Source organism: Erythrobacter sp. YT30 (assembly GCF_001542875.1).
Lineage (GTDB): Bacteria > Pseudomonadota > Alphaproteobacteria > Sphingomonadales > Sphingomonadaceae > Erythrobacter.
This window is the reverse complement of record NZ_LMAF01000002.1, coordinates 1,806,412-1,820,390: the sequence shown is the minus strand read 5'-3', so window position 1 is coordinate 1,820,390 and position 13,979 is coordinate 1,806,412. Positions and strand designations below refer to the sequence as shown.

General features: G+C 57.8%; 8 protein-coding genes. All 8 read right to left on the bottom strand.

Annotation, left to right across the window (positions count from 1 at the left end):
• Positions 1 to 199 precede the first annotated feature (199 nt).
• The 8 genes from AUC45_RS13355 to AUC45_RS13320 all read right to left on the bottom strand — a co-directional run bounded on the left by AUC45_RS13355 (position 200) and on the right by AUC45_RS13320 (position 13,726).
• Positions 200 to 1,654 (bottom strand): efflux transporter outer membrane subunit, encoded by a 1,455-nt coding sequence (locus tag AUC45_RS13355; protein WP_067603394.1) that lies wholly within the window; start codon positions 1,652 to 1,654, stop codon positions 200 to 202.
• Positions 1,651 to 4,941 carry an efflux RND transporter permease subunit gene (locus tag AUC45_RS13350; protein ID WP_067603392.1) on the bottom strand — a complete coding sequence of 1,097 codons (3,291 nt, stop codon included), beginning with the start codon at positions 4,939 to 4,941 and terminating at the stop codon, positions 1,651 to 1,653. The genes AUC45_RS13355 and AUC45_RS13350 overlap by 4 nt, the downstream gene beginning before the upstream one ends.
• A complete protein-coding gene (locus AUC45_RS13345) occupies positions 4,938 to 6,143 on the bottom strand; it encodes an efflux RND transporter periplasmic adaptor subunit (RefSeq protein WP_197409575.1) in 1,206 nt (401 codons plus the stop codon). Before AUC45_RS13345 ends, AUC45_RS13350 begins: the two co-directional genes overlap by 4 nt.
• Before the next feature lie 505 nt (positions 6,144 to 6,648).
• On the bottom strand, positions 6,649 to 7,230 hold the full coding sequence (locus tag AUC45_RS13340) for a DUF6434 domain-containing protein (RefSeq protein WP_255356316.1): 582 nt from the start codon (positions 7,228 to 7,230) through the stop codon (positions 6,649 to 6,651).
• A 320-nt stretch (positions 7,231 to 7,550) separates the two neighbouring features.
• The gene (locus tag AUC45_RS13335; protein ID WP_067603388.1) at positions 7,551 to 8,555 is read right to left on the bottom strand and encodes a DUF2891 domain-containing protein; all 1,005 of its coding nucleotides are present in this window, start codon (positions 8,553 to 8,555) and stop codon (positions 7,551 to 7,553) included.
• The gene (locus AUC45_RS13330; RefSeq protein WP_067603386.1) at positions 8,546 to 9,496 is read right to left on the bottom strand and encodes a DUF979 domain-containing protein; all 951 of its coding nucleotides are present in this window, start codon (positions 9,494 to 9,496) and stop codon (positions 8,546 to 8,548) included. The genes AUC45_RS13335 and AUC45_RS13330 overlap by 10 nt, the downstream gene beginning before the upstream one ends.
• Positions 9,493 to 10,173, bottom strand: a complete 681-nt coding sequence (locus AUC45_RS13325; RefSeq protein ID WP_067603957.1) for a DUF969 domain-containing protein — start codon at positions 10,171 to 10,173, stop codon at positions 9,493 to 9,495. Before AUC45_RS13325 ends, AUC45_RS13330 begins: the two co-directional genes overlap by 4 nt.
• A gap of 1 nt (position 10,174) precedes the next feature.
• Entirely contained in the window at positions 10,175 to 13,726 is a 3,552-nt protein-coding gene (locus AUC45_RS13320; protein ID WP_067603385.1) for a hydantoinase B/oxoprolinase family protein, read from the bottom strand.
• Between the last annotated feature and the right edge of the window lie 253 nt (positions 13,727 to 13,979).

Sequence of the window (13,979 nt, the reverse complement as noted above, 5' to 3'; positions counted from 1 at the left end):
TGGAGTGATCCGTGCAGCTTGCTCTTTCCTGTAGCCATAGTGTTAGCGGACCTATCCTTCATGCAGGTAGATGATCGCAGTTTCGAGCAGGAGAGATTGAACTTCAGACAAGACGATGGAAAGTACAGTCTTTACCGCGCCACCATTTTCTTGAGATCTCACTGACCGATTGCTGACCGCCACCAGACCGCGGATCTAATTACTCGCTTCCTTGTCGCGTACCCGGCTGTTGCGCGGTGTCTGATTGCCAGCCTCCTCCAAGCGCTTTGTAGATTGCAATCAACTGGATAAAGGTTTGCGTGCGGCTGACCACGTGTTGCGTTTCGTTTTCGAGCGCCACACGCTCTGCATCCAGCACTTCGAGGAAATCATCAACGCCGTATTGATAGCGCAGCCGCGCAAGGCGCGCGGCCTCTTTCGATGCCTCAGCAGAATCGCGCAGCAAGGCCTCTCGGCGAAGTTCGTTGGTGTATGAAGTCAGTGAGTTTTCGGTTTCCTCAAGCGCCAAAAGCACCGTCTGCTCATATCGCGCGGCAGCCGCTTTCGACAGTTCATCATTCTGATCAACCCGCGCCCGAATGCGTCCGAAATCGAGGATGTTCCAGATAAGCTGCGGACCAAACGCGTAGGCGAGCGAGTTCTGCTCGGTCAGATCACCGATGTTTTGCGAGCTTAGCCCAACCGATCCGCCAATGCTGACGGTTGGGAAGAAATCGGCTGCCGCTTCGCCGACTCTCTCGCTGGCTGCGGCAAGTTCGCGTTCCACTCTTCTGATATCGGGCCGCCGTCGCAGGAGTGACGACGCATCACCCACGGCCACGAGAGCCGGCATTTCGGGCAAGTCCTCAATCCCCGAAAGCGTGTCCACCAGTGATGCGGGCGGCTGGCCTGCCAGAACGGAGAGGCGAAAGATGTTGCGATCAATGGTTGCGCGCAATGGGGGAATCAAAGCGAGCGTCTGATCAAGCTGCGCACGCGCACGCTCAACATCTAGCCGGGTTCCGCGCCCGCCCTCCTTGAGGATTTGCGTTAGCCGATAGGATTCGCGCTGATTGGTGGCGTTGCGCTCAGCGACCGCCAACTGTTCCTGAGCTCCACGAAGCGTCACATAAGCAGACGCCGTTTCGGCAGCGAGACTTACGAGGAGGTCATCGCGCGATGCGATTGCAGCCTGAAAATCCGCACGAGCCGCATCACGGCGCGCGTCAAGGCGTCCGAACAGGTCAATCTCCCACGATGCATCGAACGTCACGTCGTAAAGATCGAAATCGGGAACTGAGCCGATCCCCTGAAAGAACTGCGCGTTCTCAGCGACGCCTTGCCGCTGGTAAGAGCCACTGACATTGCCATTTGGCAGAAAATCACGCTGCGTAATGCGGAGGGCGGCACGCGATGCGCGCAGGTTAGCCTCGGCCTCCGCCCTGTCGCGATTGTTGGCAAACACCTGCGCGATGAGGGCGTTGAGATCGTCCTCTCCCAATTCGCGCCACCATTCGATAACGGGCTCTTCGGCGACGAGCCCTTCACCGTCTGCGCGCAGCAAGGGTTCGCCTTGTGCGATTGGGTCAGCGGGCGGGCCGTCATAGTCGCGCACGGTAATGCAGGCGGAAAGGCTTAGCGCTATGGCTGCTGCGGAGATTGCCTTGCGCATCATGCCGGCGCTCCCTCTGGTGTATCGCTCGCCGGGCTCGCATCATCATCGTCGCTGTCTTCAGCCTCCTTGGCTTCCGCTTTCGCCTCTTTGCGAGCCGACAGCCAATCACCCAGCTTGCGACACAAGACGTAGAATGCTGGCGTGAAGAACAGGCCGAAAATCGTAACGCCGATCATGCCAGCGAACACGGCAGTGCCAAGCGATTGGCGCATTTCGAAGCCAGCACCGCTCGCAATAACAAGTGGGACCACGCCGAGAATGAAGGCAAAGCTTGTCATGAGAATAGGGCGAAGGCGGAGACGTGCTGCCTCTACCGCAGCATCAACCAAGTCCATGCCCGCATCTTCGCGCTGACGCGCAAATTCGACGATGAGGATCGCGTTCTTTGATGCAAGGCCGATCAATACGACAAGCCCGATCTGCGTCAGAATGTTGTTATCGATGCCCCGAATGTTGACGCCGATGATCGCCGATAACAGGCACATCGGCACGATCAAAATGATCGACAGCGGCAGCAGCCAGCTTTCATACTGAGCGGCCAGAAGCAGGAAAATCACGATCACGGCGAATACGAAAACGAGGCTGGCCGTCGAACCTGCGTTGGTCTCTTGGTAGGCAAGTCCTGTCCACTCAAAATCGAACCCGTCGGGTAAAGTCTCAGCTGCGATTTCCTCCATCGCAGCGATCGCTTCGCCAGAGCTGTACCCTTGCGCTGCGCTGCCATCGACTTCTGCCGCGCCATAAAGGTTGTAGCGCGGCTGACGCGATGGCCCTGTGATATCCCGGAAATTCACCACGCTACCCATCGGCACCATTTCTCCGGTCGATGCATTGCGAGTGTATAGGTTGGCGATATCGCTTTCGTTCATCCGGAATGGCGCATCGGCCTGCGCTGTGACGCGGTAAGTCCGGCCAAGAAGGTTGAAATCATTGACAAAGGACGAGCCGAGATAGGTCTCCAGCGTGCCGAAGAGATCGCCTACTGGAACGCCAAGTTGTTGGGCTTTCACCCGGTCGATATCGAGATAAAGCTGCGGCGTGCCTGTCTCATACACGGTGAAGACATTTTGCAGGCGCGGGTCGGAGTTGGCAGCGCCGATGAGTTCGTTAGTCGCATCGTTGAGCGCACGAGCACCTCGGCCACCGCGATCCTGAACCATCATGCGGAAACCGCCCGAATTGCCGATCCCGCGCACGGGCGGCGGCGCGATCACAATGATGAAAGCCTCGTCAATCGCGGCCAGCCTTTGGTTGAGCGTTGCCAGCATTTCAGGTGCGGGCGGGCGATCTGCGAACGGCTCCATCACTGAGAAGATCGCGCCTGCATTGGGCGAATTGGTGAAAGTCGCGCCGTTAAAACCGGCAAAGCCAGCGGTGTTGGCAAACCCGTCGGTCGACAGGATGATGTCGGTCGCCTCCTGTAAGACCGCATCGGTCCGATCAAGCGATGATCCCGGAGGCAGTTGGATGGCGACAATCAGATAACCCTGATCCTGCTCAGGGATGAAGCCGGTGGGCGTATCGTTGAAACGCCACACGGTCGCGCCGATCAGCAGCGCGTAGATGATCATGACGATCCCCGTGCGTTTGACGATCTTGCCCGTCGTATCGGCGTATTTGTTGCTAAGCCAATCGAACTTCTCGTTGAACCAGTCGAAAAACCTTTGGCCTAGCGCTTTTGCTTTTAAGCCGATTGTCGCAAGCCTGCCGCGTGCGCCGCTTGCCTCGCTTTCGGCGTCACTGGCTTCCAGCGCCTCTGCTTCCTCGCCTTCTTCGGGCTCTTCGTGCCGCAGAAGGATCGCTGCAAGGGCGGGCGAAAGCGTGAGCGAGTTGAAAGCGGAAAAGATCGTCGCTGTAGCGATCGTCAGTGCGAATTGCTGATAGAATTGCCCCTGAATACCCGAGATGAAGGCGGTCGGTATGAACACGGCTGAAAGAACCAGCGCGATGGCGATCAGCGCTCCTCCAACTTCGTCCATCGTCGCGTGGGCCGCCTCCTTGGGCGACTTTCCGTTTCGCAATTCTCTCTCGACATTCTCGACAACGACAATCGCGTCATCAACGACAATCCCGATGGCTAGCACCATTCCGAACAGGGTGAGATTGTTCACCGAAAACCCAAGCCCGGCCATTACCGAGAACGTCCCGATCAAGGATACCGGGATTGCAAGGATTGGGATGATCGCTGCACGCCAACTTTGGAGGAAGACGAAAACGACAATCGAAACGAGGATCACAGCCTCACCAATCGTCACGTAAACTTCGTTGACGCCTTCGGCGATGAATTCCGTCGGATTGTAGATGATGTCGTATTCAAGGCCTTGCGGAAACCGCTCGCTCAATTCCTCGATGGTCTCTTCAAGTCGCGCGGCCGTGTCCAAGGCGTTGGAGCCAGGACGCTGGGAAACAGCAATCGCGACCGCAGGGCTGTCGTCCAGATATGCGTTGGTAGAATAATCCTGCGCGCCCAGTTCCACGCGGCCCACATCGCTGACCCTTACCTGACGCCCATTGCTTCCGGTGCGCACGACCACATCAGCAAATTGATCGGGATCTTCCAGACGGCCAAGCGTTCGCACTGCGATCTGCCTCGCGGTCGTACCTTCGACCGGAGGCTGCCCCAACGTACCTGATGCCACTTGAACATTTTGCGCACGCAACGCGCCCACAACATCCTGGGGCGTGATTCCAAGCGCACTCATTCGTTCCGGGTCGAGCCAGACGCGCATCGAATATTCGCGCGCACCAAAGATCGTGATCGAACCCACCCCGTCAAGCCGGGCAAGGGTGTCGCGGATTTGCAGCAGCGCGTAATTGGAGATGTAAAGCTGGCTGCGGCTTTCATCGGGTGAATAGAGGTGGATCACCGTCAACAGATCCGGCGAACTTTTCTGTGTGATTACACCCAGTCGCCGCACCGCCTCTGGCAAGCGCGGCTCTGCAATCGAGACCCGGTTTTGAACGAGAACCTGCGCAGCATCGAGATCGGTGCCGAGCGCAAACGTCACTGTGATCGTCAATCGGCCATCATCGGTCGCCTGGCTCGAAAGGTAGAGCATATTCTCCACCCCGTTGAGCTCCTGCTCAATCGGTGTTGCGACCGTATCTGCCACCACATCTGCACCGGCACCCGGATATGTTGCTGTGACGGTGATCGTCGGAGGTGCAATCTCAGGGTATTGCGAGACCGGAAGACTGAAATAGCTTACCGCGCCAAACAGCACGATCAGGATGGAAACAACCGCCGCAAAGATCGGGCGCTCGATGAAAAAGTGCGGAAACTTCATTGTGCCGCTGCCATTTCGGCAGCGTCATCCTCACTTTTTGCATTTTCTTCCGGCGGCGGTTTGTCACCCGCAATGGTGACCGGATTGCCCGGGCGCGCCCGCATAAGCCCGCCGGTGATCACGCGGTCCCCTTTTTCGATACCGCCTTGGATCACGCGCATTCCATCATCCAGCACACGGCCAAGTTCAACGGGGCGCGCCTGCACAACATTATCGCTATCGACGATCATGACGATCTTGTTCGATTGATCGGAAAGAATGGCCTCATCGGGCACGAGCATTGCGTCGTATTCTCCCGAACCGAGCAGCCTCAAGCGACCGAACATGCCGGGAATGAATAGGCCATCGGGATTGTCGAACAGAGCGCGCCCCTCGACCGTGCCGGTCTGCGTATCGATGGCGTTATCGACAAAGCTCATACGGCCGCTGTGCACGAATTCCTCTTCATCCTGCAGCCGGAGCATCACAGGATTGGCGATATCGCGCGAAGATGGTCGAGTGCCCTCGCGAGCCTGACGACGGTATTTAAGGTAAGCCGCTTCATCCGCAGTGAAGATAAATTCGATCGGATCGAGCGCGAACACGGTGGTGAGAATGGTCGACTGCGCGCCGCTTCCCGAGACGAGATTGCCCGAAGTCACCTCTCGCGCGCCCACTCTTCCGGCGATGGGAGAAGTGACACGGGTAAAGCCAAGGTCGAGCTTCGCCTGCCGCAATGTCGCCTCGGCTGCGGCAACCGCAGCAATTGTTTCGCGGCGCGCCTGCGTACGGGAATCAAATTCCTCTTTCGAAATGGCTTCTTCTTCAAGGAGATACTCTGCCCGGCCAAGATCGGCCTGAGCCAAATCGCGCCGCGTCAAGGCTGCCTGCAAATCCGCCTCGGCCCTCGCCACTTCAGCTTGGAAAGGCCTTGGATCAATCGTGAAGAGCAACTGCCCCCGGCGCACCAGCGCCCCTTCGCGGAAGTGGGATTGGACAAGATAACCCGACACGCGCGCGCGCACTTCAACGCCTTCAACGGCATCGAACTGTCCGGTGTACTCGTCCCAATCGGTGATCGTGCGGATTTCGGGATTGGAGACCGTGACCTCCGGCGGCGGCGCGTCGCCCTCCCCCTGGGACCCCGAACAACCGGCCAAGGCAAGAGCCATCAGCGCGGTTAGCCAATAAACGACATGGGAAGAACGCAGCTGCTTCATCATCGTGCACACCCTTCTTGAGGCGCAGAAAGTTGGCGATCACGATTCCGGCCAGCGCGGGTGGGCAGCACTGATGAATTCAGCGCAGCGACCAAGCAATTGCGATATCAATCCAACAAAGGAGGTGTCATTTTTATTGGACGTCCAAGAGATGTCATTGCCTGCAACGAATACGTATCCGATTTGGTTCCCGGTATTAAGGGTCAGTCCGAATTGAAGGCGAGTTTAGCAAGATCACAAATGTTTAGGCGCAATCGCGATGGCCGCATTGACCTCAGTCATAGCTGCGAGTCTTTTGAAAGCTACTGCTTCTAAATCGCCTTAATGCGTAAGCTAGAGCTTCTCAGAAAATTACACACTTTTGCTCAGGCAATTGAGAAATCCATTCCACTCGTGGTGATGCTCTCAACTTATCCAATGTCGCGAGGTCTTGAAAGTGTCAAAGCCAGCTAAAGAGAGGGCCCTCACATCGCTGGTATTCCCACCAATAGATCCGAAGCATGACGGTTCACTTTGCCTGCTCAATAAAACGCAAGTCGTTTCTTTCATATATCACAAAGCCATCTTGCGCAGGCCGTAACTTCTTCTCTTGCCAGCAGCGCATAGCATCTTCCTGGCTCATGTCTGGATAATCGTCGCGAATGGCCCGTAGATATCGAAGGTAATTGTTGCACAGAGCAATCTCACGGCGGAAACCGGGTTGGGATCGCTCCCTCTCAATTTCGTGCCACGCCTCTATCGCATCAGCGAGGGTCGCGCCCTCGTTTGATTTGATCCATGCCATAAAGTCCGAATGGCATACGAAACGTGGGCCAATCTGTTTCTTCAACCAGCCTCGCAAATTTGGGCCGAATGAGACGCTGTCGGTTATGATCGTGGTCGCTTCGAGCGGTTCTTTCGCCCAATTGAAGCTGCTTTTGGGCTTGCGCTTTGGAGTTTCAGAGGCGCCCGCCTCGGTTCCACCAAGCTTTGCCGCAATGCGCTCGCGCAGTTGGCTCTTGGTGCCGCTTCGGGGAAGACCGAGAAGTTCACAAAACATGTGCAGGGATTCGACCGACCAATACCATCTTGAGAATTCAATGTGGGACATTTGGGCGGCAACTGGGGGCCGAAGTTCTTCCATGCTCTACTCTAGATTCGCTCTCGTCAATTCGCGCACCAATCGCCTAGCTCCTCGTTACTCGATGCGATAGTCGACTGGATGCTCGCCATCGCACACGTATTGGTGGTGTTGAGAGCAATGACTGAAATGATAAAAGTAATGCTGTGGATCTGAATGCCAGCACTCGTCTTGCGACCACATATACCGCGATGCCAATACCTGTGATGGATGCAGCACTCAGAAATGCTAATGCACAGTTGCGAAAGGCCTTGGAGCTATCTCTCATTCAAGTTCTGGTGACGGTGGCATCATCTATGCGCAAGGTCAGTTCGGCTCAGCAGCGTCAAAGTCGCAAAACTCGCGAGCCAGTGTTCGCCCATGTAGTCGCCTGCGACATGCGGCATGGCGGCGTCAAGATGGGCCTTTGCGCGTTCTTCGATCAGAGTAGCGGCAGGGTGATTGCCGAGTGCCCTGCCAATTTCGGAAAGACACCACGCCCGCGACAAGTTGAGGCCGTCGAGATGTGCAATCTTACCATCGCTGCGGTCAGATACGGTGACGGGGCGGCATTCGCGCTCGATCCAGCCATTGACGATAACGAGCGCGTCAAACCATGGCGCGAATTGGTCGCGCGGCATGATGTGCTTCATCAGCAGGGCAGCGGTCAGGGCGGGTGAGAGAAATTCATCGCCTCCCGGCTCCCATCCTCTGTAATCGCTGCGATTGCCGAAAGCGCTTTGCGCCCAAGTATTGATTTGAGCGAGTAATTCTGGGTCACGCTCTCCGGCCCATTCGCGTGCGAGGATCAGCGCGAAACTGGTGTTGAAATGAGTACCAACGGTGATCGGGTATGTGAGAATCGACAGATAGTCCTTGAACCGCGCTGCAATAGCACGCGCCAATGGCTCAAGACGCGCGCTCCATGGCTTGTCAGTATGCCGCGCGGCTTCATGATGGAGATAGAGCAACCATCCCCAACCGTATGGTCTTTCAAACCCACGCGACGACGGGCGATCGAGATAGGCAAGCTCTGTAGCCAGCTTCTCTTGCGTGAAAGTTGCATCCGCCAGTTTCTCGATCTTCGCAGCTTCTGGCGCCTCTGGATAGAGCCTGCGCAAAGTGAGCAGCATCCACCAGGAATGGACGCAGGAATGCCAATCAAAGCTGCCAAAAAAGCAGGGATGTGCAGTCTGCGGAAGACGCAAATCGGCTTCACTCTCAAAGACATGATCATCCTTGTACGGATACGGCTTTGCCACATGGCCGAGCGCGATGTTGGCAAAGCGCGAGGCAATCTCAGGCGTCATTTCCATAGGAGGAACGCGCCCACATAGATGATCGCGACATTGCATACCCATAGCGGGATTGCCGTCCAGACCTGCTGCTTGATGACGCCGTTCTGGTCTTTGAGTTCAAGCAATGCTGCAGGCACGATGTTGAAATTTGCTGCCATCGGGGTGAGCAAAGTGCCGCAGAACCCGGCAAGCATGCCAACAGCGCCGATTACTGCCGGATCGCCATTATAGGTCTCCACCAGCAGAGGGATACCGATTGCCGCCGCCATCACGGGAAAGGCAGCAAAGGCATTGCCCATGATCATCGTAAAGATCGCCATGCCGAGCGCGAAGACAACCACGGTGAGGAAGATACTGCCATCCGGGATCACGCTTCCCGCTGCCCCGCCGATGATCTCGCCCACTCCTGCGAGTGCAAAGACCGCGCCCAAGGCTGCGAGCATTTGCGGCAGGATGGCAGCCCAACCAATGGAGTCGAGCAGGCGGCGACCTTCTTCAGCAGGGGCCAATGCGGGCGGTTTCAGCCAGATGATGGCGACAATGAGCGCAATGACGACGCCAATACCGAACAGGAGCAAGGTTTCGCGTCGCTCTTCGAATAGACCTGTCTCTCCCAAAGGCGTGAAATTGTAGAGCAGCGTGCCAGCAACAGCGGTAAACGGCACGATCAGAGCAGGGATGAAGAGTTTGTTGCCAAGGCTCAGAGCGCGTTTCTGACGGCTGGCTTCACCAGTGGTTTCGGGACTAGAGCGCTTCAATCCGCCCATCCCCGCAATCGCGACCATGGCAAGCACAAGAATGCCATTCTCGAAGTCGGAAAAATGGCTTCCGCCAAAGAAACTCGCCGCAAGCAGGCCCCAGAATGCAGCATTGCCCCACAGCCTGTCCTTAAGGCTAAGCAGCGCCCAGATCGCGAAAAAGCTGCCTGCGAGGATATAGAGCCATTCATAGGTGATCATCGCCGTGCTGCCCTCCCCGCGCCAATTCGCCGGTCTAGCGCACTGATCCGCCAGCCATGAATGAAAAACGCGCAGATCGCGGTAGGGATCGCCCATACGGACAACTCAAGCGGCGTCAGCGGATAGCCCGCAGCCTCGAACACGCCCTGAATAAGGAGGATCGAAGCGATGGCGAAGAAGATATCCTCGCCAAAGAACAGGCCGACATTATCGGTAGCCGCCGACATCGCCTTAACCTCCTCGCGGTCCCCTTCGCGCAGATCGCCATGAGCCGCCTCTGCCGCGGCCTCTGCCATGGGTGCGACAAGCGGCCGCACGGCCTGTGGGTGCCCGCCGATATCCTTCATCCCGAGCGCTGCGGTTACCTGGCGAAAGCCGAGATAGAAGATGAGCAGCTTGCTGAATGTCGCCCCGCGTATCCCTTCGATCAGACCGCGTGCCCGCTGTTGGAGGCCGTACCTTTCAAGGAGGCCGATCACAGGCAGGATGATCCACGTGACCGAGATATAGCGGTTGTCATTGAAGGCCTTGCCAAGCGCTTCGACCACTGCGACCAAATCAAGCCCCGCCAGAACGCCTGTTGCGATCGCCGCGCCAACCACGACGAGCAGCGGATTGAATTTCAGCGCGAAGCCGACAACGACAATCGCGATACCGGCAAGCGGCCAGTAATTCACTTCATCCACGTCCGAACCCTCCCCCGAAACCACCTCCGCCGGGTGTATGGATCACAAAGCTATCGCCCGGTGCCATCTCGGCAGAAGCGCAGGCGTCCAATTCTTCGATAGAGCCGTCCGCGCGCTCGATCCAATTGCGGCCCCGTTCGGCATCACCGCCGCCTGCAATCCCGCGAGGGGGCACTTTGCGGCGGTTCGCCAGCATATTGGCGCGCATTTTTTCGAGTAAGGTCACCCGCCGTTCAACTCCGTCGCCGCCATTGTGGGCACCCGCTCCGCCCGATCCGCGCCGGATTGCGAAGCTATCAAGCCGCACGGGCAGTCGCGTCTCAAGGATTTCGGGATCGGTAAGGCGGCTGTTCGTCATATGCGTTTGCACAGCGCTTGTGCCGTCGTGATCCGGCCCAGCACCCGATCCGCCGCAGATCGTCTCGTAATACTGGTGCCGCTCATTCCCAAAAGTGAAGTTGTTCATCGTCCCTTGGGAAGGCGCTAGCTTGCCGCAGGCGGCAAACAGAGTATCGGTCACCACCTGGCTGGTCTCAACATTGCCTGCGACGACGGCCGCGCCAGGCTTTGGATTGAGCATGGAGCCTTCAGGCACAACCAATTCGACAGGCCGCAAGCACCCATCATTCATCGGGATCGCATCATCGATGAGCGAGCGCAGGACATAGAGCGACGCAGCCCGCGTGATCGAACGCGGCGCGTTGAAATTATCCGGCTGCTGTTCGCTCGTCCCGGTGAAATCGAACACCGCAGAGCGCGCGTCCCGGTCAATCCGAATGGCAACTTTCACGACCGCGCCGCTGTCCATCTCATAGGCAAATTCGCCATCGCTCAAGCCGTCGAGCAGGCGGCGCACGCTCTCCTCAGCGTTTGCCAGAACGTGGTCCATATATGCCTCGATAACATCGGCACCTTGATCGGCCACAACGCCGGTGAGCAAATCTGCGCCGCGCGTGCACGCAGCCAATTGCGCGCGCAGATCAGATAGGTTGCGGTCCGGATTGCGCGCTGGATTTTCGGTGGAGGTCAGAACTGCGCGCACTTCAGCCTCGCAAAAGCGCCCCTCATCCACCATCAGCACATTGTCGATCAGCACGCCCTCATCCGCGATCGTCCGGCTATCGGGAGGCATCGAACCGGGCGCTATCCCGCCAATATCCGCATGATGGCCGCGCGCCGCCACAAAGGCTTCAGGCTCCACGCTATGCTCGCCATAGAACACTGGTACAATCACCGTAATATCGGGCAGGTGCGTTCCCCCGCGATAGGGATCATTCAGCACATAAGCGTCGCCGCGCCTGAACCCGCGTCCATCCCTCGCATTGCCACGCTGCTCAATCACTTGCGCTATGCTGTCCCCCATCGACCCCAAATGCACCGGGATATGCGGGGCATTGGCGATTAGCGCGCCAGTCCGATCAAACAGCGCACAGGAGAAATCGAGCCGCTCCTTGATATTCACCGAAGTCGCAGTTGATTGAAGAACAACGCCCATTTCCTCAGTAATCGCCATGAAGAGGTTGTTGAAGATTTCAAGCCTGATTGGATCGACCTTGGTGCCTGCCGCGACGGCGCGCTTCGCTTTTGCGACGCGCGAAAGAACCAGACTGCCCTCATCGGCGAGCTTTGCCTGCCAGCCTTTTTCGACCACTATCGTTGAGCCCGGATCGATAATCAGCGCCGGGCCATCAACTGTTCCGCCCACTTCCATCGCAGCGCGCTGCTTCGTGTACCAATGTCCCGAAGGCTTCCCGGCCACCGAAACAGGTTCCGCCAGCGCTTCGCCCAGTCCGCCCGAAGCCCCGCTCGCCTCAACACTGAGTGCTTCGACGATGATCGATTTTTGTGCATCAGAATAGCCGAAGCGTTTGCGGTGAAGTTCCCGAAATTCCATGTCCATTTTTTGAGCATCACCGCATGGTACGGAGAGCGCGCTGTCGCTGCCGTCGAACCTTAGGCGCGCGCTGGCTTGCAGAATTATCCTTTTTTGCTCAATGTCTTGCTCAAGCAAATCAGCCTCTGCCTCCTTTTCGAGCAGCGCCAATTCTGTGCCAAATCCCTCGTGCAAGGGGCGGATCAGACTGACTTCTCGGATGGCTTTGACAGGCGCGATACCAATGCCGTATGCGGACAAAAGGCTCGCCAAGGGGTGCACCAGCACTGTCTCCATACCCAGCGCGTCCGCCACCTTGCAGGCGTGTTGCCCCCCTGCCCCGCCAAAGCATGCGAGCGCATAGCGTGTTACATCATAACCGCGCGCGACCGAGATTTTGCGGATAGCATTCGCTATGTTGTCGACCGCTATCTCCAGGAAACCTGTTGCGATTTCCTCAAGCGATTTGGGCTCGGTGAGCAACGCCGCGACCTCTTCCAACCGTTTTCGAGATGCTTGACTATCAAGAGGCTCATCGCCGTTCGGTCCAAATACCGGGGGGAAGAAAGCAGGGTCAATACGGCCAAGGAAAAGGTTGCAATCGGTGACCGTCAACGGTCCGCCTTTGCGATAGCACGCTGGACCAGGATTTGCTCCGGCGCTTTCCGGCCCCACGCGGAAACGCGCGCCATCGAAAGAGCAGATCGACCCGCCCCCTGCTGCCACCGTGTGGATCTGCATCATAGGAGAGGCAACGCGCACGCCAGCGACCACGCTTTCGCCCGTCAGCTCCAATTCGCCCGCATAATGGGCAACATCGGTGCTGGTGCCGCCCATGTCAAAGCCGATCAGACGGTCATGCCCCAATGGAGCCGATGCGGCGACCATGCCAACGACCCCGCCTGCTGGCCCTGAAAGGATCGCATCCTTCCCCCGAAACGCGCCCACTTCAGCAAGACCGCCGTTGGATTGCATGAACCGCAAAGCGCCGGTTTCCGGCAGGCTTTTCTCCAAACCATCAGTGTAGCGGCGCAGAACCGGCGAGAGGTAAGCATCCACCGCTGTCGTATCCCCGCGCGGAACCAGTTTGATGAGCGGGGCCACCTCATGGCTAACGCTGACCTGGGCAAAGCCTATTTCGCGCGCGATTTCCGCCAACCGTTTTTCGTGGTGCCGAAAATGCCAGCCGTGCATCAGAATGATGGCAATCGCGTCAAAGCCATCGGCCTTGAGCGCTTCAAGATCGCGCTGCGCCTGTTTCTCATCGAGAGCGCGCAGGATTGAACCATCCGCGCCAATTCGCTCATCGATCTCGACCACACGATCAGGCAATTGTTCGGGCAGGATGATGTGCCGCGCAAAGATTTCAGGCCGCGCCTGTGTGCCAATGCGCAAAGCATCGGCAAACCCGCGTGTGATAGCTAGCGCCAGCCGCTCACCTTTGCGCTCGAGGAGCGCGTTGGTGGCGACCGTGGTTCCAATGCGCACCTCAGCAATGGGCGCATCACCGTGCCGCGCAAGGAGGCGCCGCACGCCCTCACTCGCCGCATCGTCATAGTGCTCCGGATGTTCAGATAGGAGCTTTTCGGTGACCAGCACGCCATCCGGCGTCAATGCGACCACATCGGTAAAAGTCCCACCGCGATCGACCGCAAAACGCCAGGCTGTCATGGGATGGGCACTGCTCTTTTTGTGGGTTTCGGACCGCGGGGTTTAGGCGTGAGCGAGTGGCGGTGTCTAGGGAAATGGCGCGCGAAATGACGGATTGTCCGAACCCGATCCGCTCTTCGCTCAAGCCGACACGTCATTCCATGGATTCCCGCTTTCGCGCGGATGACAATGGGGCGCATTACCGTTCGCATTGATGGGACACATGACATTGTCCGCACACCATGCCCCCGGTTTCCTACAGCTGCCAATTCTG